We start from the raw sequence: 24735 nt of genomic DNA on the forward strand, positions 1-24735 counted from the left end.
GAAACGATGAAAAAGACAATATTATATAAGGCTCTTTTCTTTTGTTGGGCCATTCTGGCGTTGACCGGTTGTGATCTGGACTTACAAAAGAACTATGACTATGAACCGTCGGTGGATGATCCGTATGTAAAAGTGACAGCGTGGGAATATTTCCAAGATCACAAAGATATGTTCTCGGAGTTGATAGCAGCTATTGAGTATACAGGTCTGAAGGATTATTATAACCAGACTGATAATAAATATACTTTTCTGGCTTTGAATAATACAGGTATGCAGCTGTATCGGGAGAATGAATTTGCAGGTGCGGCATCCATTACAGATTGTGATAAAGAGAAAGTAACGAACATGTTGCTTTATCACATTGTAGACGGTGAATATAGTTCTTATGGACAGTTGCAGGTGGAACCTATGTTCGTATTGACGATGCTGAAAGGAGAGAATGGGCTGATGACAATGTCTGTATGGAAAAATCCCTGGCAGGCTGCAGTCGGTAAGATTCTGGTGAATCAGACCGGAAGCAACGGGAAATCTCCACAGCGTCAGGCTAAGACCAGCAACATTCTCCCGACGAATGGTGTGATTCATATATTTGAGAACTATTGCAAATATTCCAAATAACCACAGTTAATTAAAAAGAGAACTAATTATGATTCGTAAAATATATACCTTATTAATATTAGGACTTTGCCTGGGCTTTGCTGCCTGTAGCGATGATAATGATGGTCTGGATCCTAATGCGGCTGCTCCTGTGATTAAATTCCCGATGGAACAACTGGATGTGGATTTAAATAAAGTGGATAATTTGCCGGTAGTGGCTGTCATTAAGTCGCAGGCCGGACTCCGGAGTGTGACAATGAAATTGCAGACGCTAGAGGGAGTGACCGAATATAAGACGGTGACTGAATTCTTTAATCCCAATTCTTACAGCTTGTCTGAGAACTTGGAATATAATGCTAACTACGAAGCCTTTATCATTGAGGCTACGGACAAATTGAACCATGTGACGAGTGGAACTTTGCCAATTGCTGTTACCGATGTAATGGCACGTCCTGTCATAACATTCGATCCGGAAGAGATTGTATATGATGAGATGGATGAAAATCCGGTAATTCCCCGTACCACTTTCAAGGTTGTTTCGGAAGCAGGTTTGAAAGTAGTGGAAGTATATCTGGTATCTGCAACCGGACAAGAATCGAAAGGAAGTGTGGAACTGAATGGTAAGAAGGATTTCTCGTATGACGAGATGATTAATTACAAAGAAGGTGATAAAGGTTTCAAGGTAAAAGCAGTGGATATATATGATAATGTTACTATTTCAACTTTACCAGTGGAATACAAAACAGTTCCAATACCTGTATTGACTTTGTCAGAGAAACCTATTATAGCTAGTACGGATGCAAAACAAGAAGTACCTGTAAAAGTAGAGTCTGTACGTGGTATTCATGAAGTGATAATTTATCGCATTGAAAACGGACAGGAGATTGAAGCTTTACGTGAACAAAAGAATGGTGAAACGCATCTGGATTATGCTCCGAAAATAACTTTTACCGAAACGACGTCTAAAATTAAAGTGGTGGTTTCTGATGGAAGAATTGGAAAAGAAGCAACCGGAACAGTGAAAGCATATGTAAATATGGATGTTGCTACAGTGAATATATCTAGTAAGACTTTTGCAAATAGTGCACACGAAAAATATCCGGATGCCTATGGTCTGTTGTCCTTCAAAGATTTGAAAACTTATTCTATTGATTATGCATTAACCGGTGCAGACAATGCAAAGAATGTCGATTTGAAATTCTATTGTATGGGAAAAGGTTCAAATGTTGATTCAGAACCTCGTCTGTATTCTATAAATGCTGCAAAATCGGAAGAATATAAAGGGTCTGGTGGAGCAGCTTTGAATACCGCAGCTGTAAAGAATAAGACTACGATGGCCAAATTGCCTAATTTTGATTTTGACAATGCAACTGTTGCTTCCATAGCTTCTGAAATATCAGCCAGTTTGATTGTGAAAGAAGATCTGATGCCGATAGCAGAAGGGGATATTATCGCCTTTAAAACTGCATCGACTTCTGCAGCAGGAGGAAATAGAATCGGAGTAATGCGAGTTGTTAGCATGACGCCATCTACCGGTGAAGGTGTATTGAAGCCCGGAGATACAACAGCTCGTGTATTGACCGTTGAAATCAAATTTCCCCAAAAGAAATAATGCTGGGTAATGCTACTTACCGCCTGAAGTATGAATAGAAAATTTCTTTTCGATTAAGACTAAACTTTCATTTCATTAGAAGTAAAGTTATTGTCTATCGGATACAAACTATAAACGAAGCTTCCGTTTTTATAAATGCAAGTTGCGTTTTTAAAAACAAAGCTTGCAATTATAAAAACAAAGCTTTCGTTTATAGTTTATAATAAGGGTAAAGGAAGTTTGCAACAAGGGTAAAGGAAGTTCTCTCCTAGTAGAGAATAACTTTTCTATTAATAGCCAATGCGAGAGTTAGTAATAACTATCCGGTGAACCGTAGAGTATACGAAAGATGCGACTGATAACAAGCACGATGGTTAATAAGTAGTGTGTAATAGCTGAAAGTGATATGAGAAAACAGATATATGGGTATTTCCTCTTTTTATCTTTAGTCGGATGGATGTGTTTGGCGGCTGGCTGTTCCTCCTCTGACGAAATAGAACCTTTGACACCGGAAGGAGGGGACACTCCTCCGAAAAAAGAGGAATATACTTTTGTGAACGTGGAATACCGGAAATGGCAGAACGGAACTTTCCAAGCATGGACAATGGCAGACTCGAGGGAAACCCGAACCATTGATCATATGAATTGGTATGCTCCCTCTTCGGATTATAGCCGGACTGCCTGGGGAGGACGGATAGGCCTGCAACCATCTTCTGTGGTTGGAAAAGAAGGCTTTTTTCGAGTGGCTAGTTGCGCAGGACGTTCTTATTTGCTCGACCCGGATAATGGAGCTGTTGTTATTCATGGAATTCAGCATGTCCGTCCGGGAGAATCTACTGCACATAAGAAGGCTTTCAGCACTCGATATGGTAGTGGAGCACGATGGAGTGAAGAGACAGGTAAACTGATTGCGGACAATCATATAAACTATATTTCGTATGGATCGAACCGCATCGAAGCATTTCCTGCAGCAGTACGCAATAACCTGCTGACACCCAAGACGCAAAAGATTGCTTATGCGGAGAATCTGTATCTGCTTCGTACGTTTATGTGGGATATGAGCAAGAATTTAGGCTATACGTTTGATGATGACAAGTACAATCGCCTGGTTCTTCTTTTCGAACCGACGTTTGCTGCTTACATAGATCATCTTGTACAGGAAAAGACTGCTTTATTTGCCGGTGATAAGCATTTTATCGGTTTCTATCTCGACAATGAACTACCGTTTGCCAGCTATCAGAATGCTGATCCCTTACGAGGGATCGATCTGAAACATTTCCTATCCTTACCCGAGCGCTATAAAGCAGCCCGGGAGTATGCAGAAAAGTTTATGCGGGATAACGGCATAGCCTCTGCCGGAGCGATAACCAAGAAAGATCAGGAAGACTTTCGGGGGATGGTTGCCGATCATTATTATCAATTGACTACCGTAGCCGTCAGGAAATATGATAAAGAGCATTTGATTTTGGGAACACGTCTGCACGATTGGAGTAAATATAATCAGAAAGTAGTGGAAGCGTGTGCCCGTCATTGCGATCTTGTTTCCATCAACTATTATGCGCGTTGGCAACCGGAAACCGATTTTCTGGCAAACCTGAAAACCTGGTGTGGAGCGAAACCTTTTTTAGTTTCGGAATTCTATACGAAAGCAGAAGATGCCAGTTATCAGGGAACTGGATATGCCAATACCGAAGGAGGTGGATGGCTGGTGCATATACAAAAAAATAGAGGTGAGTTTTATCAGAACTTTTGTCTTCGTTTGCTGGAAACCCGAAACTGTGTGGGCTGGGTACACTTTGAGTATAATGACGGCTACGATTCTGATGGAAAAGCTTCCAATAAAGGAGTGGTGTCCATCGAATATGAACCTTATGGATCTTTCCTGTCGCAGATGCGGCAGTTGAATCTTGCAGTTTATTCATTGATCGATTATTATGATAAAAAATCGGTTCAATAGATTAATGGAAACTTTAAAAAGACAAATTGAATATTTAGAATTAAAATAGTTATGACCATGAAGAAGTTTAGTTTATTGGCAATCCTTTTAGGATTTAATATAGCTTTGGGAGCATGTTCCGATGATGATGCCGCTTCTGTAGTACAAGATGAAATCTTTCAACTTCCGGAAAAAGCTTATGTGCTGGCGGAGCAATCCAGACGGGCTATTGTCATCAGAGATGCGGAAACGCATCGCAATATTTGGAGTTGGGATCCTTATACTGCCTGTGTGCCTGCTGCCCAACAGGGTTGGTTTGTCAATCCGAGCGAAGTAAAACCGGTTTTCAATAGACGCTATATCTTAATGACTGCCTCCGGCGGAGCTGTGGCTTTAATCCGTTTGTCGGATCATAAATTAATGTTCTATGCAAATTGCGGACAGAATCCTCACTCCGCGGAGGTATTACCCGATGGAAATATTGTGACGGCAGAATCAAAATCCGGTGAAATCAATACCTTTGTGGTTGACACGGTTAAGGTATTGGGAGCAAAGGCTAATACGGTGAAATTGGGTAATGCGCATAATGTAGTCTGGGATAAGAAGAGATCATATCTTTATGCAACAGCTACCATGACGGGAGGAGTGACTGCATTATTCCGTTTTAAGTATGATGGTAACCGGAGTAATCCGAAGCTGACCAATCAGACTCGTATCTATACATTCAGCAATGAATCGGGCGGGCATGATTTATTTCCGGTATATGGCGAAGAAGATAAATTATGGCTTACTGCGGCTTCGGCTGTTTATAAGTTTGATCTGACTGGTGTTACGGATGCCACGACCAATGAGTCGGCCGAACCGACCTGCGAGAAAGTGTATAGCATAGCCGATATAAAAAGTATCTGCAACGGACCGGATGGAATCCTGATGTTGAAACCGACTGAAGAGTGGTGGGCAGAAGGACTTGTAAATGAGAAGGGAGAAGAACTTTTCAAAATGGACGGAGCCAAGATTTATAAAGGCCGTTGGATGATAGACAATACCTTCAGTTATCCGGAAAAGCATGATTTCGTGTTGGGTGAGGATTGATTAAGTATCATAGAAGATTGATAGAGTATATAAGTTGAATAATTAAGTTTGGAACAATGAGGAAGCTTCTTCTATTTTTATTGGTATCTATCGCATTGCCGGCTTTGGCGCAGAATGGAAAGAAAGTGTATGCCGACTTTCACGGTGTACGCTATACCCGGCAGCATGACGGAAAGTTGGGCCGTTGGGAGATGTATGCCAATACGGAGAAATCAAGTACCGGAAGAAAGTCGCTGTGTTATAATGCCGACCTGATAGACAGTGAAGGACGGCATGAAATAGCGGCAGTGGCTTATCCGCAAGTCGGAATGCAGTCCAATCTCGATTCCGATTATATCGAATATCAGATTTTGTCTGCGAAAGCAGCCAAGATAGATGGATTCTTTATTGAATGGGGATTCAAGCCTCACGAAAATGACATCTTGTTGCGTGAGATGCAGAAAGTGGCGGCGAAGTACGACTTTGAGATTGGTGTAAACTGGTGTGACGGTTGGTTGTATTATGACTGGATTACTAAACTTTATCCGGAAATCAATACCCGTGAGGCAAAGACTGAATACATGGCTAAATGTTACCAATATTTGGTAGATAGCGTCTTTACTGGTCCTACAGCTCCTATGGTGAAGGGAATGCCTGTTTTTTATCATTTCGGTCCCGGAGCGAAGGTGGATGAATATAAGAAAGTATTATCACTGGCGAAGTTACCGCAAGGAATGAAGCAACCGGTTGCTTTACGCCGTTGGGCGGATTGGGGAAAACTGGAAAACGATAAATATATCCCCGTCACTCGTAGCGATGAAATGGATGCTTGGAAAGAAGTGGGAGAAATTCCGACTGCATGGCTTCCTGCCCGTATCCGTACAAGAGATCAGGCACATGCCGAATGGGATAATTACGCCACACAGGATGATGTTATCGAGTTTATGAAACCTTTCCGCGATTCTATCTGGCATAGTAACAATCCTGCATATACAATAAAGTCGGGATTTGCCATGCCGGGGATGGATAACCGGGGGTGTGCAGGCTGGGGACGCGGACACTTCTATTATATTCCTCGCAACAATGGAGAAACCTACCAAAGTATGTGGAAGTTCTGTATGGCGGAGAAAGACAGCTTGGATATGATGTTTATTGCTTCGTGGAGCGACTATACCGAAGGACACGAAATAGAGCCAACCATTGAAAACGGCGACCGCGAATTGCGTACTACTTTAAAATATGCGGCAGAGTTCAAAGGTGAACAGGCGGATGAACGTGGATTAACCTTGCCTTTGATGCTTTTCCGTTTGCGAAAAGAAGCCCGTTTCCTGGAAAAGACAAAGATGGACGTATCCGGTTGTCATCGTTCCCTCGATAAAGCAGCATTGTTAATCAGCCAGGGACGTTATCCGGTGGCGATAGGTTTGTTGTCGCAAATAGAAAATGATGTCAAGACGGCAAAGTCGGCTTTAACGGTTGAGATGATGCGTTTGCGTGAGTCGGACATGAAGATTCAGGGAAAGCGGAAATCCGGTGGCTACAGTGCCGAAGAGACTCTCTCTATCTCTTTGCCTAAAGAGTTGGTTTCCAAACTACAAATGAATAACTATGTAGGATATCTCTATTTTGAGTATCTGGATAAAGGAAATGAATCTCTTTTTATACGTTCGTCTACGCTGCGTGAACCGAAAGAGCCGTTTAAAATTGTATCCCGGATACGTACCGACAATACGGGCGAGTGGAAAAGCGCAAAAGTAGAATTGTATAAGGATAATATCGTGAATGGATTCAATATGCCTACTTTTTATTTAAAAGGAAATGTCGTAGTCCGTAATTTGTCATTGGGTTATACGATCTACACAGTCAAATAAATGCATGGATGAAGAGCTTAAATAATTGGTTATTAGTTTTATTGGTACTATCCTGCTTCGGCTGTTCCTCTCCGGTTCATGAGGATGGTAGAGGATGTGCTTTCGTATCTGACAGTATTCAATATCGGGTTGAGTTTATGTCGGCGGGATGCGTACGGATTTTGTCTTTTCCCCAAGGTGATACGTTGATAACAAAAAGATTGGTGGTCGATGCGGAAAAGCCGGCTTTCAAAGACTATAAATGGGAAGATACGGGACAGAAGCTGTTCTTTCGCACCCGTGAACTTTCCGTAGCTTTTGATAAGGCAGATGCGGCTTTCACTTTTCAGGAAACATCCGCAGGTAAGTTGTTACTAAAAGAGAAAGGGGATGGAAAGGCACGGAACTTTAAACGTTCGGTTGCCGGAGGTGAACAATGTCTCGAAGTCACTCAATGCTTTGTTCCTACCGAGGATGAGGCTATTTACGGGTTGGGACAGTATCAGAACGGAATCATGAACTATCGGGGGAAATCCGTACTTCTGTTGCAGGCCAATATGGATATTGTCAATCCGTTCCTTATTTCGACCAACGGATACGGTGTCTTATGGGATAATTATTCTTCTACGAAGTTTGAAGATACGAAGGAAGGCTACTCGTTTACTTCCGAAGTAGGTGATGCTTCCGACTATTATTTTGTCTATGGCAAGAATATGGACGAAGTCGTTGCCGGTTATCGGGAATTGACGGGGGACGTGCCGATGTTTGGAAAATGGGTATATGGCTTCTGGCAGTCCAAAGAGCGTTATAAGTCGTTCGATGAATTGAAGGCAGTCGTTAAAGAATACCGTAAACGGGGAATTCCGTTGGATAACATTGTGCAGGACTGGGAATATTGGGGAGACAAACCTCATTGGAACAGCCTGACTTTCCATCCGGCAAACTTTAATCATCCCCGTCAGGTTATTGATGAACTGCATCAACAGGACCATGTTCATTTTATGCTTTCCGTATGGCCAGGATTCGGACCGGAAACGGCTGTCTATCAGTCTTTGGATTCTATCGGTGCATTGTTTAGTGAACCTACATGGGCAGGCTATAAGGTTTTTGATGCCTATAATCCTGTTGCACGGGATATCTTCTGGCAATACCTCAAGAAAGGACTCTATGATATGGGCGTGGATGCCTGGTGGATGGATGCAACGGAACCTTCTTTCCGGGACGGATTCACACAGTTGAAACAGGAAGAAAAGACCAAATCGGCAGGTAATACTTATCTGGGTAGCTTCCACCGTTATCTGAACACCTATTCTTTAGAGATGCTGAAAGATTTCTATCAACGCCTGCGAGCCGAAAGCGATCAGAAACGAATATTTATCCTGACTCGCTCCGCCTTTGCCTCGCAACAACATTATGGTACGGCTGTCTGGTCGGGTGACGTTTCGGCTTCATGGGAGAATATGCACAAACAACTGGTTGCCGGCTTAAACTTGTCTATGTCTGGTATTCCGTATTGGACTTCCGATACGGGAGGATTCTTCGTCACAGAACGGGATGCGAAATATCCCGACGGACTGAAAAGTAATGATTATAAAGAGTTGTATTCCCGTTGGTTCCAGTTTAGCGCATTTACTCCTATCTTCCGTGCTCACGGTACGAACGTGCCGCGTGAAATTTGGCAATTCGGTGAAAAGGGGACATTATTCTATGATAATCAGGTGAAATATATCCATCTGCGCTACCGTCTGTTGCCTTACATTTACTCAATGTCTCATCAGGTAACCGCCAATAACTATACCATGTTGAGAGGCTTGGCAATGGATTTCACAACAGATACCCGGACTTTTGATATTGATAATGCCTATATGTTCGGTACTTCCTTATTGGTGCGTCCGGTATTTCGTCCGCAATCGGAAGAAAAGAACGTCAGCATTTATCTGCCGGAACACAGCGGTAAATATTGGTATGACTTCTGGACCGGAGAAGCTTTTGAAGGAGGAAGAGAACAAATGCAGACAAGTATCCTCGATATACTTCCGCTCTATGTGAAGGCAGGTTCTATCTTGCCTTTGGCAGAAGTAAAACAATATGCGATGGAATATCCCGACCGTGAATTGGAACTGCGTATCTATGGAGGAGCGGACGCTTCTTTTTTATGGTATGAGGATGAAGGTGATTCCTACCGCTATGAAGAGGGTGTATGTTCGAAAGTGCCGGTGCAATGGAAAGATTCGGAACGGACATTGACTATTGGCCTGCGTGAGGGAACTTATCCCGGTATGCCGGAACAAATAAAAGTGCATATGAAATTATATCTGCCTGAAGGTGCTGCTTTTGAGAGTAAAGAGTGTGTCTACACAGGTAGAGAGGTAAAAATAAAGTTTTAATTAGATGCATATATCGATTATGAAGAAGTTTTTCTATATCTTTATTCTATTGCTTATTGTGGGATGGGCGCAGGCGCAACAACGCGTGGTATACACAATCAACGACGGATGGAAATTTACAAAAGGATCTCCGTTTGAAGCGCAGCTGGCCGGCTGTGACGACTCTTCTTGGGAGACGGTCAATATTCCTCATACATGGAATGATAAAGATGCCGACGACGAAACTCCGGGATTTTATCGGGGGCCGGCTTGGTATCGGAAACAATTATTTGTAGACAAAAGCCAGGAAGGACGTCAGGCAGTAATCTATTTTGAAGGAGCCAATCAGGAAGTGCAATGCTATCTGAACGGTCAGTTCGTGGGAGAGCACAAAGGAGGGTATACCCGTTTCTGTTTTGACATTACTTCCCATTTGCGTTATGGACAGGAAAACCTGTTTGCCATTTATGTGAACAATGTCTATAACCCGAATATCCCGCCTCTGTCTGCCGATTTTACTTTCTTTGGCGGTATCTACCGGGATGTCTATCTGCAGTTTATGAATCCGGTGCACATTGCAACGAATGATTATGCTTCGTCAGGAGTTTATATCCGTACCCCCGAAGTGAACAACTCCGCAGCCTCGATAGAAATCACTACGTTACTGACGAATAATACACTCCAACCTGCTGAAATCAGGGTGGAAAATATAATCTGCGATGCGGATGGCAGGGAAGTGAAAAAGACTCATGCGGAAGTAAAGCTGGCATCCGGCGAAACAAAGACGGACATCTCTAAAAAGATAAAAATAGATTCTCCCCGTTTGTGGGATATAGACGATCCCTATCGGTATATGGTATATACGCGTATTCTTGATAAGAAAAAGGGCGCTTTACTGGATGAAGTGGTGAATCCGTTAGGTTTGCGCTGGTTCAAGTTTGATTCGGAAAAAGGCTTTTTCCTGAATGGCAAAGGACGTAAACTGATCGGAACTGCCCGGCATCAGGATTATTTTCAGAAAGGAAATGCCTTGCGCGACGAGTTGCATGTACAGGATGTATTGCTGTTGAAAGAGATGGGAGGGAATTTCCTGCGTGTGTCACATTATCCCCAAGATCCTGTAATCATGGAAATGTGCGATAAACTGGGTATTGTGACTTCGGTTGAAATCCCCGTTGTCAATGCTGTTACGGAAACCGAAGAGTTTCTGCAGAACTCCGTTGAGATGGCTAAAGAAATGGTGCGTCAGGACTTCAACCGCCCTTCTGTTATGATTTGGGGTTATATGAATGAGATTTTCCTGCGTCGCCCTTATACCGAAGGCAAGCAATTGGAAAATTATTACCGCTTTACTGAAAAAGTAGCCCGTGCCTTGGAGGCGACCATCCGAGAAGAAGATCCTTCAAGATATACCATGATGGCTTATCATAATATGCCTCAATATTACGAAGACGCCCATCTGACCGAGATACCGATGATTCAGGGATGGAACCTGTATCAAGGCTGGTATGAACCGGATATCAATGAGTTTCAGCGTTTGCTCGATCGTGCCCATAAGGTATACAAAGGAAAAGTACTGATGGTTACGGAATATGGACCGGGAGTAGATCCGAGACTTCATTCTTACCAGTCGGAACGTTTCGACTTCTCACAGGAATACGGTCTGGTATATCATAAACATTATCTCCGTGAAATGATGAAACGTCCGTTTATAGCCGGTTCCAGTCTGTGGAATCTGAATGATTTTTATTCCGAATCCCGTGTAGATGCTGTTCCTCATGTAAACAATAAAGGAGTTGTCGGATTAGACAGGGAGAAGAAAGATGTCTATTGGTTCTATAAGACAGCTTTGTCACGTCGTCCGATACTTGTTATAGGTAATCGGGAGTGGAAAAGCCGTGGGGGAGTGGTGAATACTGCACAGAAAGAGTGTATTCAGTCTGTCCCTGTATTCTCTAATGCGGAAGAAGTTGAGCTGTTTGTGAACAACAAGAGTCTGGGAAAGAAAAAGGTAGAAGATAATTATGCTTTGTTCGACGTGCCGTTCGTTGGTGGAGAGAATCTGCTGGAAGCTGTTGCTGTGGCTAGTGGTCATAAATTGCGTGATATGCTCCGGATTCAGTTCCAGTTGGTAGGTTCACAATTGAAAGATGAAGCTGTGCCATTCACGGAAATCAATGTAATGTTAGGTTCTCCAAGATATTTTGAAGACCGTTCGGCAAATGTAGTATGGATTCCCGAACAGGAGTATAAGCCCGGTAGCTGGGGATTTGTCGGCGGAACTTCTTATCGCCGCAAAACAGGGTTCGGCAGTATGCTTGGCTCGGATATTGATATTCACGGAACAGACATGAATCCGGTTTTCCAGACCCAACGTGTCGGAATAAAATCTTTTAAAGCTGATGTACCGGATGGAGAATATTCCGTATATTTGTACTGGGCAGAACTGGAGTCGGACAAAGAGCGGGAAGCATTGGTTTATAACTTGGGAGCTGACTCGGAACAGACATTTGCCGGAAACCGCAGCTTCGGAATTTCAATCAATGGAACAACCGTTTCTGATGATTTTAACGTAGCCCGCGATTACGGATATGCCCGTGCTGTTATCAAGAAGTTTGTGATAACAGTGAAGGATGGAAAAGGATTGAGTGTCGATTTCCATAAAAAGGAGGGAGAACCAATTCTGAATGCTATCCGTATTTATAGAAACTATTAATTATAAATGCTATCAATATGCTTAGGTCTATTTATTTACTGTCTTTTCTCCTCCTGCAATCCTTGTTTGCTTTTGCCGGGAATGTAAAGGAGAGTGTTCCGTCCTCTTTTGATTTGTATGTATGCATCGGACAATCCAACATGGCGGGGCGTGCAACATTAACTCCGGAAGTCATGGATACCCTTCAAAATGTGTATCTGTTGAATGATAAGGGGAATTTTGAACCGGCAGTAAATCCCCTCAATCGTTATTCAACAGTCCGGAAAGATTTGTCTATGCAACGCTTGGGACCAGCTTATGGTTTTGCCAAAGAATTGACGCGGAAAACGAAACGCCCTATCGGACTGGTAGTAAATGCACGTGGTGGTTCTTCTATCAACTCTTGGCTAAAAGGAAGTAAAGACGGATATTATGAAGAAGCACTCTCCCGGATTCGGATTGCGATGAAACAGGGAGGTGCTTTAAAAGCAATCCTTTGGCATCAGGGAGAAGCCGACTGCTCCAATCCGGAAGCGTATAAACAAAAACTGATTTCTTTGGTGAAAGACCTGCGGGAAGATTTGAATCTGCCGGAACTGCCGATTGTTGTAGGACAGATTTCTCAATGGAACTGGACGAAAAGAGAAGCAGGTACAGTCCCCTTTAATCAGATGATTAAAAAAGTTTCTTCTTTTATTCCCCATTCCGATTGGGTATCATCGAAAGGATTGGGATGGTATAAAGATGAGAAGGACCCTCATTTTAATACGGAAGCACAATTGTTATTAGGGAAACGTTATGCAAAAAAGGTACTGAAGTTCTATAAGCATCCATAGAATACCCTTTTTCGAAAGAATACAAAAGCCGGCTGATTCATGAGGAATCAGCCGGCTTTTGTATGGTGAATAACTAAATACTGCCTTGTTGATAGAAAATGACTATATGTAGTTAATTATCTTGTTATAAACAAATTAACCTGTTAATAACTTTGTTAATATCCTTGTTGATAACTGAAATGAGGTTGTGAATAAAGTCTGTAGAGAAGAGTCGTCATAAAAAAGAAGAACCGCATTTTGCGATTCTTCTTTTCTTTAGTTGCGGAGATCCGACTCGAACGAATGACCTTTGGGTTATGAGCCCAACGAGCTACCAACTGCTCCACTCCGCGATGTTTAACGGGTGCAAAGGTACGGCTTTTTTTGAAACAAACAAATATATTGCTGAATATTTTTCGAATAAATCTTCACTTTTTTCTTATTAGGTTGAGAATGAGCGAAATAATGATGAAACTTTTTCTTAGCACCTATTAATATACAAATGTTAATATTCTCTCTATTTTCTTGTATGGTCTAAAGAAAAGAATTACTTTTGCTCAAAATATTCAGCAATGTGCAATTTGTAACCTATGACCGTATCCAAGACAAAAGCCAAATTAGTAGATGTAGCCCGTCAGCTTTTTGCGAAGATGGGAGTAGAAAACACAACTATGAACGATATCGCTCTTGCTTCTAAAAAAGGTAGACGAACACTCTATACTTATTTCAAAAGCAAGGACGAAATTTATTTGGCTGTTGTGGAGTCGGAATTGGATATTCTGTCGGATATGATGAAGCGGGTAGCCGAGAAAAACATCTCACCGGACGAGAAATTGCTGGAGATGATATATACCCGGTTGGACGCGGTAAAAGAGGTAGTCTATCGAAACGGAACACTGCGTGCTTATTTCTTCCGTGATATATGGCGGGTAGAGAAAGTCCGCAAGAAGTTTGATGCAAAGGAAGTCCAGCTTTTTAAAGCCGTTCTCCTGGAAGGACAGGCAAAAGGAGTTTTTCATATTGACGATGTGGAGATGACTGCCGACTTGATTCATTATTGTGTGAAAGGAATTGAAGTTCCTTATATCCGTGGTCATATAGGCGCGCATCTGGATGAAGATACAAGAAATAAATATGTGTCCAACATCGTGTTTGGCGCACTGCATAGAACAGAAATTTAATTAAATAACTTTTAGTATGGGATTATTAGACGGAAAAACAGCCATTGTAACCGGTGCTGCTCGCGGTATTGGTAAGGCTATCGCTCTTAAGTTTGCCGCCGAAGGTGCAAACATCGCATTTACTGACCTTGTCATTGACGAAAATGCAGAAAATACAGCTAAAGAACTTGAAGCAATGGGCGTGAAAGCCAAAGGCTATGCATCTAACGCTGCTAACTTTGAAGATACTGCAAAGGTCGTAGAAGAAATCCACAAGGACTTTGGACGGATCGATATATTGGTAAACAATGCCGGTATCACTCGTGACGGTTTGATGATGCGCATGAGCGAACAGCAATGGGATATGGTGATCAACGTGAACCTGAAGTCGGCGTTTAACTTCATTCATGCTTGTACACCTGTCATGATGCGTCAGAAAGCCGGTAGCATTATCAATATGGCATCTGTTGTAGGTGTTCACGGAAATGCAGGACAGGCTAACTATGCTGCTTCCAAAGCAGGTATGATTGCATTGGCTAAGTCTATCGCACAGGAGTTGGGTTCTCGCGGCATCCGTGCCAACGCTATCGCTCCGGGATTCATCCTGACAGACATGACAGCTGCTCTTTCTGATGAAGTAAGAGCTGAATGGGCAAAGAAAATACCTTTGCGTCGTGGTGGTACTCCTGAAGATGTGGCAAACATCGCTACCTTCCTTGCTTCTGATATGTCATCTTATGTATCGGGCCAGGTGATTCAGGTAGATGGTGGTATGAATATGTAATCGAACAGAATGACTGTTGTATACGAAGACAACCATATCATTGTAGTCAATAAGACCGCTTCCGAGATTGTCCAGGCAGACAAGACGGGCGATACGCCGCTTTCGGAGACTGTGAAACAGTATCTGAAAGAGAAGTATCAGAAACCCGGAAATGTTTTCCTCGGTGTGACACACCGGTTGGACCGCCCCGTAAGCGGTCTTGTTATTTTTGCCAAAACGAGTAAAGCGCTTACACGACTCAACGAAATGTTTCGCACCAGTGAGGTGAAAAAGACTTATTGGGCGGTTGTGAAAAATGAACCGGAAGAACCGGAAGGCGAACTGATACATTTTCTTGTGCGTAATGAAAAGCAAAATAAAAGTTATGCATATGATAAGGAAGTTCCGAACAGTAAGAAAGCGATTTTGCATTACCGGTTGATCGGTCGTTCGGAGAATTACTATTTGCTCGAAGTTGATTTGAAGACCGGACGTCATCATCAGATTCGTTGTCAGTTGGCCAAAATGGGATGTCCTATCAAAGGAGATTTGAAATATGGTTCTCCACGCTCCAATCCGGATGGGAGCATTTGTCTGCACGCCCGGAGAGTGCGATTCATACATCCTGTTTCCAAAGAGCTGATAGAGCTTGAAGCTCCCCTTCCCGAAGGGAATTTATGGAAAGGATTCATCATAGATTAACACGGATTTCTATAATAAATTTAAGCACGGATTTCACGGATTGGCGCTGTTGCTTTACAATTCATTATTCTAAAAAACATGGAATCTGTACCTAATAATATACGATTGTTTAGCAAGAGTGCTTGGTATACAGCTTTTTTTGTGGAAATTCGGGTAAGTCTGTGATTGGAACTCTTGCCAAAAGAGTAAACTTGCCTGCCATTTTTCTAGTAAACTCCAGCGACATTTAGTAAATTCCTGAATAGGTAATATATTTGCATCATTCGCTAATTGTTATTATCAATCATACCAAAGAAGAATACGAATGAAAGCATTTAAACTACTTGCATTGACTTCCTGCTTCTTGTTTGCAGCGGGAAATGGAGTTGCGCAACGGGACTATTCAAAAAGTGAAGGATTATTGCAGTACGTCGATCCGTATATCGGATCCGGTTATCATGGACACGTTTTTGTTGGGACGAGTGTTCCGTATGGAATGGTGCAGCTGGGCCCTACTAACATCCATAAAGGTTGGGACTGGTGTTCGGGTTATCATTATTCCGATAGCATCTTAATCGGTTTTTCACATACCCATTTGAGCGGTACGGGCTGTACTGACTTATGTGATATTCTCATCATGCCATTGAATGAAATCCGTACGCCTAGAGGCAATCAGGATGATATACGAGATGGCTATGCTTCCGGATATTCCCATACGAATGAAATTGCCCGTCCCGAATATTACTCTTTGCTTCTCGACCGTTACAATATCAAAGCTGAGCTGACAGCTACAGATCGTGTAGGCTTCCATCGTTATACTTATCCTGAAGGAAAACCGGCTTCCATATTGATCGACTTACGTGAAGGGAACGGCTCGAATGCTTACGACAGTTATATCCGTAAAGTAGATGATTATACAGTAGAGGGGTATCGTTATGTGAGAGGCTGGAGTCCTTCCCGCAAAGTTTATTTTGTGTTGAAAAGTGATAAGAAGATAGAGCAGTTTACTGCCTATGACGATAATACCCCGAAACCTTGGGGGCAACTGAAAGTGGCATCAGTGAAGAGTGTCCTCACTTTTGGTAACGTGAAAGAAGTGAAGATAAAAGTCGCTCTTTCTTCTGTCAGCTGTGACAATGCGGCGATGAATCTGCAAGCCGAACTTACCCACTGGGATTTTGACAAAGTAGTGGATATGAGTGCCGCCCGATGGAACAAGCAACTGGAGAAGATGACAGTAGAAACCGATGATGAGGCTTCCAGACGTGTGTTCTATACCGCACACTATCATACCATGATTGCCCCTACACTTTTTTGTGATGTGAATGGAGAATATAGGGGAATGAACGACATGATTTACACGGATCCGAAGAAAGCCAACTATACAACTCTTTCTTTATGGGATACCTACCGTGCATTGAATCCTCTGATGACTATCACCCAACCTGAAATGGTGGACCATGTAGTCAATTCGATGATTTCCATCTATCGTCAGCAGGATAAACTCCCCATCTGGCCTTTGATGAGCGGCGAAACCAATCAGATGCCGGGCTATAGCTCCGTGCCGGTGATTGCCGATGCGTATCTGAAAGGATTTATCGGTTTCGATGCGGAAGAAGCATGGCAGGCTATGAAAGCTACGGCTACTTACGAGAAACAAAAGGGAGTACCCTATGTGGTAGAAAAAGGATATATTCCTGCCGACAAAATCCATGAGGCGACTTCGATAGCAATGGAATATGCGGTGGACGATTGGGGAATTGCTGCTATGGCATATAAGATGGGAAAGGCCGAAGATGCTGAAACATTCTCGAAACGTGCTCATTATTATAAGAACTATTTTGATTCTTCCATCCATTTTATCCGCCCGAAATTGGAAGACGGCTCTTGGCGTACTCCTTACGATCCGGCACGTTCCATTCATACTGTCGGAGATTTCTGTGAAGGAAACGGATGGCAATATACTTTCTTTGCTCCACAAGATCCGTATGGACTGATTGCCTTGTTTGGCGGTGACAAACCCTTTGCGACGAAGCTTGATAGTTTCTTTACCAACACCGACAGTATGGGCGAAGGAGCATCGAGCGATATAACCGGATTGATCGGACAATATGCGCACGGAAATGAACCGAGCCACCATGTTGCTTACCTTTATGCGTATGCCGGTGAACAATGGAAAACGGCGGAAAAGGTCCGTTTCATCATGAGTGATTTTTATACAGACCAACCGGATGGTATTATCGGCAATGAAGATTGTGGACAAATGTCAGCTTGGTATCTGCTTTCATCCATGGGACTCTATCAGGTGAACCCGTCGGATGGTGTATTTGTTTTCGGTAGCCCCTGTTTTAAGAAAGTAGAAATGAAGGTACGTGGTGGTAATACTTTTACTGTAGAAGCACCAAATAACAGCAAAGAAAATATCTATATCCAGAAAGTGTATTTAAATGGCAAGCCTTATGATAAGAGTTATATCACTTATCAGGATATAATAAATGGCAGCACATTGAAGTTTGTAATGGGGAAAAAGCCGAATAAGAATTTTGGTAAGGCTCCGGCAAACAGACCGGTTGTTTTGAATAATATAAATAGATGAAAGACAGCTTATAAAAGATAAGTCCTTATTGAAAGGAGGGAAAAGTCTCCGGCAATGAAAGAATAAAGTTAGTTCCCGAGTATTAATTCAGTTTTCAATAGGTATTGTAAAGCTTTCCGGTTGTAACATTTAGTTCAGCTTCGGAAAGCTTTATTTTATACACTAAAAACGGCTGAAAAGTAAATCCTTACAGGAACTTACCGTTTTCAGCCGTTTGAGAGGATGTAGTTTTAAGAAATAAGTTAGTCGTGATTACTTTCTTTCTTTTAAAGGAGAATGTAATCCGTGTCTGAATGATTATATAAACTACTTGTGTGCATATACTTAATTATGGCAGCGGATCAGCCTTTGCCGGCCGTTTCGGATCATAAACGGCTACTCCTACTTTGGAGTCGGCACAGCCATAATACAAATACCATTTGTTTTTGAAATAGACCATTCCTTCGATAAATACGGTTCCGTCCACATATTGTCCACTCTTTTCGAAGCTATCCATCGGGCGGAAGAACGGTTCGTCGAGACGGGTGATAAAGCGGGTAGGATCTTTGGCGTCGAAGAGCGCTTGTCCGGCAGCATAAACATTGGCAGTATAACGTTTGTCACCTCTTCCTGAATGGTTCTTACCATTGTAAAGAAGGACGATTCCTTTCGGAGTGTAGATGGCCGGTGGTCCACATTCGGTGAGATGGCTGTCAAAGTAGCCGTCACGGGGAGAAAACAGCTTCTTCAGGGAGCCGTCAATGTTGACAATCGGAGTCCAATGGATTAAATCATCAGAAGTAGCCGCAAATACGTGTTCTTCGCCCCAGTACATAAAGTATTTTCCGTTGATTTTCTTGATAACCTGTTTGCCTTTGACAACCTCCGTCAGGATAGAGCCGGATTTACAGCCCAGATTAAAGAACTTTCCGTTGTATGCCGTGGCAAAAGCAGGCCCATGCTTTGTCCAATCTTTTAGATTGCGGGAGGTCGCTACTGCCAGACGAGGCACATGGCGGTTCCATTGGGTGTACATCATTACATAAAGTCCGTCATCGGTTACAGCAATCCGTGGATCTTCACAGCCGCCGGGCCATTCCAATTCTTTTTGTGAATCGTCATCCGGATAGAATACAGGAGTCTTTTCCCGTTGGAAATGTGTGCCATCAGTAGAGGTTGCATAACCGAGGCGTGAAGTACGGCGTCCGATGCCGACCCCTGATTTATCCTCTGCACGGTATAACACGACAATCTCTCCATTGTAGATTGTAGCTGCCGGATTGAATGTATCATTCGATTCCCATGCAATGGAGTCTTTTGTGAGCGGACAATAAAATTGGGTGTTTTCGATGGGGGATATTACCGGATTTACGCTCTTCGGACGTTCGAAACCACCGAAAGCCCAATCGGGTAACTGGTTCTCTTTATGATTGGAAGACTGGCCGTTGGCAGCACAAGTCATCACTGTCGTAGCAAGTAAGAATAAAAAAGTTGATTTCATATTGTCTATATTATATGGGTTGTTTATTTTCAGGAGTCATATAACTCTCTACATACAAATTGAAAAATGAATAAAATGCTGTCATCTGTCACCTGATTGGATATAAATTATTGATCCTGAAAATATTACGGTGTGACAGCATGGTGTGATGGCAAGGTGACGGCATGGTGTGCTGTCACTTTGTCGAAAGCTGGGATTTTATTGTTTTTCTGCTATGAGGGTACTTGTTTCTCTATTCGGAGTTGTATTCGCTCATTATCATACTATTACAGGTGAGAGAAGGTTTCATTGCTTGAAACTTTAGTTTCATCAGTAGGAAACTTTAGTTTCATTGGTGAGAAACTTTAGTTTCTGTTGCTTGAAACTATGGTTTCAAAGGCTTGAAACTAAAGTTCTTCTGCCTTGAAACTATCTTGGAACCGTAAGTGTCAATGTTAGAAACAGTTATTCCGTAAGCAGGAATACAATAATTCCTGATATGAGCAATCGGCTACTCCATCGCTTGCATACCGGCACTGCCGGAGAGGAGGATGGATAAACCAACTATTTTAGTTATATTCATGGTGATAATAATGGATGAAGTTAATTTATTTCGGCAAAAAACTCAATGAGGCAGGCATTGTCGAGCAACCATTTATACGGTTCCTCCTTATGTCCCGACCAGTCTCTTCCCAATAGTCCGTTCTCATCCCTGTAGTTTTCCCAAGCATGAAGAACGTTGTTCACCATGGCATCTACATAAACCGGATTGTTGTCAATCTTGTACAGAGCTTTCAATCCCCTGAACAGAATCACATTAAACCAAGCCATATCTTTGTGTACTTTGATTACCGGATCTTTCTTGTCGGCTTGCGTACGGAAAAAAGCGTCTGTTCCTGCAGCTGTTTGTCCGGCATCACGCAGATATTGTTCGTCTCCTGTTTCCTCATAGAGCAACACGCCTGCCTGAATCATCTGCCCACTGTTGTAGGCATACTTCTCTTTGGACACTTTTCCTTTCAGGTTGACGTTATCCCAATAAAGATGGTCGTCGGGGTCACAAAGATGTTCCCTGGTCCAGGCATAGGTAGCCTTTGCTTTTTCCAGATACTTGGCATCTTTTGTCAATCGGTATAACTTGACACCGAGCACAGTTGACGGGGCATTCGAACAAGTGTGTTTTGCTTCCTTTTGCTGTTCGCACCAGAAAATACCTCCACCCAGTTCGTCAGTCCAGCCGCTGTAAATGTATTGATACAATGCGATGGCTTTTTCCAGATAAGTTGGGATGTGGGTGAGCTGGTAATAGTCGCAATAATCCAATGCAATCCAGATGTTGTCGTCATAATAACGTCCGTGCTGACCATATTTGGCCGGATATGACTGATAACAGGCTGGTTGGCGGCTGTTATCCCAATACTGTTCCATCCCCGGCAAGATTCTCTTTTCGAGTAATTTCTTGTACTTCTTGTTACCGGTAGCTTTGTACAACGCCACACAACCTGACATCATCCCGGAGTAAGGCCATAGAAAAGAGGCTTTCAGCGTTCCGTTCTGTTGCATTCCTCCAGCCAGATAAGTGATTTTCTGGTCGGGATTGACAGGATAAGTCTCTGTCAGTAATCCGTCCTTCGTCTGATAAAGATTCAATACATTGTGCAGAATCGAGTCGGCAATGGAAAGATAGCGATTGTTTTCCGGTGTCTTTCCCGTTGCGGACGTAAGGAAAAATAACATACAGGCTAGGGTGTATATATTTCTCATAGGAATATCAGGTTGTGTGGTGAAACTTTTCAGGTTATTTTTAACTAATAAAATTATTTCTGCCGACGTTCGTCAAACTCTAACTCTACCTTTACAGGAAAGTGATCGGAAGGAGTGCGGGCTTGATATGCTTTGATGTCGATTTCTTCCGGACAGTCGGTTGCATTTTTTTTGTCTCCGTTTCCTACGATGCTCCGGTAAGTATCTGTCAGTACGCCGTATCTTTTCACATGGAAAGACGGAGATACGAATACATGGTCGATACGGCTTTCTGTAAAGCTGTTCGGGTCGAAGTCATTGAAGGTTCCGTTGATAGCATAACGGAAATCGCATTTTTCGTAGGAATCGCACAGCACGCCTTTGCTTACAAAAGCATCGTATGACTGATGAGTCTGATCGACATTGAAGTCACCGGTCAGGATAGCCGGAAGATTCTTGCCTTTGCCCAGTTCCTTCATCTTCTCCTGTACAAGGAACGCACTTTCCACACGGGCTTTCTTCCCGATATGGTCCATGTGCAGGTTGAAGAACAGGAATTCGAAACCGGTATCTTTGCATTTGAAGTGTCCCCAACTGCAGATACGCGGTAGCACGGCATCCCAGCCTTTGCTCGGCACATCGGGAGTCTCCGACAGCCAGAAGTCGCCTTTCTCTACAAGATCGAACTTGTCGGTACGATAGAAGATTGCAGAATGTTCACCTTGATCTTTACCGTCGTCACGGCCCACACCGATATAGTCATAACCGGAAAGTGCTTCCTTCATGTCTTTCAGCTGATGAAGGAAACATTCCTGTGTGCCGAAAATATCGAAATCGTGGTATTGCACCATCTTGGCAATGACCGGATAACGTTGTCCCCAACCGTTTCCGCGAAGTGAATCGCTGCCGTTGGCATTTCTTAGGTTATAAGAGGCAACAGTAAAGGTGGTAGGCTGATAGTTACTCTGGCAATTGCAGAATACGATCGCAACAAGGGAAATTAGTAAAAGACTTTTCAGTTTCATGTTTTTATAGTTTGTTTGGTAGATAATTCATTGACCTCCAAAAGTACAATATTTTATTCAAATGAAAGAGAGTAAGGTACATCTTTTTCTGTGATTCCCCGCTGTTTATTGGGTACGGGGCTCATTTGGAATTGGATATTGGCACCTTTTGTCAGCTGGTCATGTGTAAGGAAATTGCGGGTTTGTGATTTCCCGTTCACCTTCATTTCTTTAATGTAGCGGTTGGCAGGCTGGTTGTTATCTGCTTTGATCGTAATGGTCTTTCCGTTTTCCAGATGTAACTTCGCTGATTTGAAGAGCGGAGTTCCTATGATATATTCATCTGTTCCCGGACAAACTGGATAGAAACCGAGTGCGGAGAATACATACCATGCGGAAGTTTGTCCGTTGTCTTCGTCGCCGCAATAGCCGTCGGGACCGGCGGTGTATAGCTTGTTCATAATCTCACGTATCCAGTATTGGGCTTTCCAGGGTTCGCCTGAATAGTTGTAGAGATACACCATATGCTGAATAGGCTGGTTTCCGTGCGCATATTGCCCCATGTTCATCACTTGCATTTCACGCATCTCATGAATCATGCCGCGGCTCTCCATTCCCTGTCTGCCCGGAATGACGAAAACGGAATCCATCATCGTATTGAATTCTTTCTTGCCTCCCATCAGGTTGATAAGTCCTTGCGGATCGTGGAATACGCAGAAGCTCCAGTGCCAGCTGTTTCCTTCACAAAATTCACCGCTCCAGTCTACAGCGTCGAATTTCGGACTGAATACGCCTTTGTCGTTTTTACCTACCATCAGTTTGTGTTCCGGATGATAGACATTTTTATAGTTCAATGCGCGCTTCTTGTAAATATCGGTTTCGCTTTCCGGTTTACCGAGTTTCTTGCCTAATGTATAAATCGCCCAGTCGTTATATGCATATTCCAATGTACGTGCAACGTTTTGTCCTATGCCGATATTGTTGGCGACATATCCCAGTTGGTTGTAAGATGCGTAGCCGAGACGCCCCGAAGCAGTTCCGCTAAGATGTGCATTGGCTCCATGTTTCAATGCTTCCCAAAGAGTTTCGATGTCATACCCGCGCAACCCTTTGATGTAAGCGTCGGCCACTACGGAAGCCGAGTTGTTGCCCACCATGCAATCCCTGTGTCCCGGGCTGGCCCATTCCGGCAGGAAACCGCTTTCTTTGTAAGCATTCACCAGTCCCTCCTGCATCTTCTGATTCATTGACGGATACATCAGGTTGAGGAAAGGAAACAAGCAGCGGAACGTGTCCCAGAATCCGGTGTCGGTAAACATATAGCCGGGACGCACTTCGCCGTTGTAGGGGCTGTAATGCATGACTTGTCCCTTAGCGTCTATTTCGTAGAAACTGCGTGGAAAAAGCATCGAACGGTACAGGCAGGAATAAAATGTACGTAAATGATCAATGTTGTCATCTTCTACCTCTATCTTGCTCATTTCACGGTTCCAGACCTCTCTTCCGTTTGCTACCAGTTGGTCGAAACTGTTTTTGCCAAGCTCTTTGAGATTCAACTCCGCCTGTTCGGGACTGATAAAGGAGGAAGCAACACGTGCGTGTACAATTTCTCCTTTTTGGGTGGCGAACCCGATCACGGCACCTGTGTGGTTTCCTTTCGCTTCTGTTTCATTCGGAAGAATGTTATTTTCGGAAACTGCGGAAAGGAATGTGAACGGTTTGTCGAACTGAATCACAAAATAGTTTTTGAAGTTTTCCGGCACGCCACCGCTATTCTTGGTTGAATAGCCGATAATCTTGTTTTCTTCCGGAATCACTTTCACGTAAGATCCCTTGTCGAAAGCATCTACAATCACGTAGGCATTCTTTGTCTCCGGATATGTGAAACGGAACATGGCGGCACGCTCCGTAGGAGCAAGCTCGGTTGTTACATCGTGGTCGGCAAGATATACCTTATAATAATAAGGCTTGGCGACTTCCGCTTTGTGAGAGAACCAACTGGCACGTCGGTCTTGGTCGAATACCAGTCCGCCGGTGACAGGCATGATGGCAAACTGCCCGTAGTCGTTCATCCAGGGACTGGGCTGATGTGTTTGTTTGAATCCCCGGATTTTGTCGGCATCATACGTGTATGCCCAACCGTCTCCCATTTTACCGGTCTGCGGTGTCCAGAAATTCATTCCCCACGGCAATGCCGTAGCCGGATACGTGTTTCCGGTAGACAGTTCAAACTTGGATTGAGTGCCTACCAGTGTACTGACATAGTCTACCGGATTCTTAACGGCAGAAGATTGCAGGCTGTACAACACGGCACCTCCAAGAAATAGCAAGTGTTTAAATGAAAAAGGTGTTTTCATGAACCAATGAATTTATAGATTTGAAAATAATTTCTACGACGAAAATAGGGA

General features: G+C 43.2%; 16 protein-coding genes and 1 tRNA gene. 12 read left to right on the forward strand and 5 right to left on the reverse strand.

All coding sequences use genetic code 11. The features are described 5' to 3' along the window. Positions 1 to 6: 6 nt before the first annotated feature. From AB3G73_RS20595 to AB3G73_RS20630, 8 genes are all read left to right on the forward strand, one after another. Positions 7 to 618, forward strand: a complete 612-nt coding sequence (locus AB3G73_RS20595; RefSeq protein WP_367745538.1) for a fasciclin domain-containing protein — start codon at positions 7 to 9, stop codon at positions 616 to 618. Between the two features lie 28 nt (positions 619 to 646). Then, positions 647 to 2209 carry a hypothetical protein gene (locus AB3G73_RS20600; RefSeq protein WP_367745539.1) on the forward strand — a complete coding sequence of 521 codons (1563 nt, stop codon included), beginning with the start codon at positions 647 to 649 and terminating at the stop codon, positions 2207 to 2209. Positions 2210 to 2594: 385 nt separating this feature from the next. Next, positions 2595 to 4145: a hypothetical protein gene (locus AB3G73_RS20605; protein ID WP_367745541.1), complete on the forward strand. Its 1551-nt coding sequence runs from the start codon at positions 2595 to 2597 to the stop codon at positions 4143 to 4145. Positions 4146 to 4202: 57 nt separating this feature from the next. Next, the gene (locus AB3G73_RS20610; RefSeq protein ID WP_367745542.1) at positions 4203 to 5216 is read left to right on the forward strand and encodes a DUF6528 family protein; all 1014 of its coding nucleotides are present in this window, start codon (positions 4203 to 4205) and stop codon (positions 5214 to 5216) included. A 56-nt stretch (positions 5217 to 5272) separates the two neighbouring features. Next, entirely contained in the window at positions 5273 to 7066 is a 1794-nt protein-coding gene (locus AB3G73_RS20615) for a glycoside hydrolase family 71/99-like protein (protein ID WP_367745543.1), read from the forward strand. Between the two features lie 8 nt (positions 7067 to 7074). Beyond that, entirely contained in the window at positions 7075 to 9432 is a 2358-nt protein-coding gene (locus tag AB3G73_RS20620; protein ID WP_367745544.1) for a TIM-barrel domain-containing protein, read from the forward strand. A 19-nt stretch (positions 9433 to 9451) separates the two neighbouring features. Then, on the forward strand, positions 9452 to 12127 hold the full coding sequence (locus AB3G73_RS20625; protein WP_298047822.1) for a glycoside hydrolase family 2 TIM barrel-domain containing protein: 2676 nt from the start codon (positions 9452 to 9454) through the stop codon (positions 12125 to 12127). Between the two features lie 17 nt (positions 12128 to 12144). Continuing rightward, positions 12145 to 12942 carry a sialate O-acetylesterase gene (locus AB3G73_RS20630; protein WP_148363916.1) on the forward strand — a complete coding sequence of 266 codons (798 nt, stop codon included), beginning with the start codon at positions 12145 to 12147 and terminating at the stop codon, positions 12940 to 12942. A gap of 259 nt (positions 12943 to 13201) precedes the next feature. Here AB3G73_RS20630 and AB3G73_RS20635 read toward each other — a convergent pair. Beyond that, a tRNA-Met gene (locus tag AB3G73_RS20635) sits at positions 13202 to 13274 on the reverse strand. Between the two features lie 237 nt (positions 13275 to 13511). Between AB3G73_RS20635 and AB3G73_RS20640 the strand changes: the two genes are divergently transcribed. From AB3G73_RS20640 to AB3G73_RS20655, 4 genes are all read left to right on the forward strand, one after another. Beyond that, positions 13512 to 14102, forward strand: a complete 591-nt coding sequence (locus AB3G73_RS20640) for a TetR/AcrR family transcriptional regulator (protein WP_007763961.1) — start codon at positions 13512 to 13514, stop codon at positions 14100 to 14102. Between the two features lie 16 nt (positions 14103 to 14118). After that, complete coding sequence (gene fabG, locus AB3G73_RS20645) at positions 14119 to 14865, forward strand: 3-oxoacyl-[acyl-carrier-protein] reductase (RefSeq protein ID WP_010536417.1); 747 nt, start codon at positions 14119 to 14121, stop codon at positions 14863 to 14865. A gap of 9 nt (positions 14866 to 14874) precedes the next feature. Next, positions 14875 to 15546, forward strand: a complete 672-nt coding sequence (locus AB3G73_RS20650; RefSeq protein WP_195649268.1) for an RluA family pseudouridine synthase — start codon at positions 14875 to 14877, stop codon at positions 15544 to 15546. 304 nt (positions 15547 to 15850) lie between these two features. Continuing rightward, complete coding sequence (locus tag AB3G73_RS20655) at positions 15851 to 18121, forward strand: GH92 family glycosyl hydrolase (protein WP_367745545.1); 2271 nt, start codon at positions 15851 to 15853, stop codon at positions 18119 to 18121. A gap of 328 nt (positions 18122 to 18449) precedes the next feature. Here AB3G73_RS20655 and AB3G73_RS20660 read toward each other — a convergent pair whose 3' ends face one another. The 4 genes from AB3G73_RS20660 to AB3G73_RS20675 all read right to left on the reverse strand — a co-directional run bounded on the left by AB3G73_RS20660 (position 18450) and on the right by AB3G73_RS20675 (position 24684). Continuing rightward, complete coding sequence (locus tag AB3G73_RS20660; protein ID WP_195649315.1) at positions 18450 to 19610, reverse strand: glycoside hydrolase family 130 protein; 1161 nt, start codon at positions 19608 to 19610, stop codon at positions 18450 to 18452. 573 nt (positions 19611 to 20183) lie between these two features. Beyond that, complete coding sequence (locus AB3G73_RS20665; RefSeq protein WP_229128602.1) at positions 20184 to 21317, reverse strand: glycoside hydrolase family 76 protein; 1134 nt, start codon at positions 21315 to 21317, stop codon at positions 20184 to 20186. A gap of 80 nt (positions 21318 to 21397) precedes the next feature. Next, a complete protein-coding gene (locus tag AB3G73_RS20670) occupies positions 21398 to 22348 on the reverse strand; it encodes an endonuclease/exonuclease/phosphatase family protein (protein WP_195649266.1) in 951 nt (316 codons plus the stop codon). A 53-nt stretch (positions 22349 to 22401) separates the two neighbouring features. Further along, on the reverse strand, positions 22402 to 24684 hold the full coding sequence (locus tag AB3G73_RS20675) for a GH92 family glycosyl hydrolase (RefSeq protein ID WP_367745546.1): 2283 nt from the start codon (positions 24682 to 24684) through the stop codon (positions 22402 to 22404). Between the last annotated feature and the right edge of the window lie 51 nt (positions 24685 to 24735).

The organism is Bacteroides sp. L008, from assembly GCF_040812255.1.
Classification (GTDB): Bacteria; Bacteroidota; Bacteroidia; order Bacteroidales; family Bacteroidaceae; genus Bacteroides; species Bacteroides vicugnae.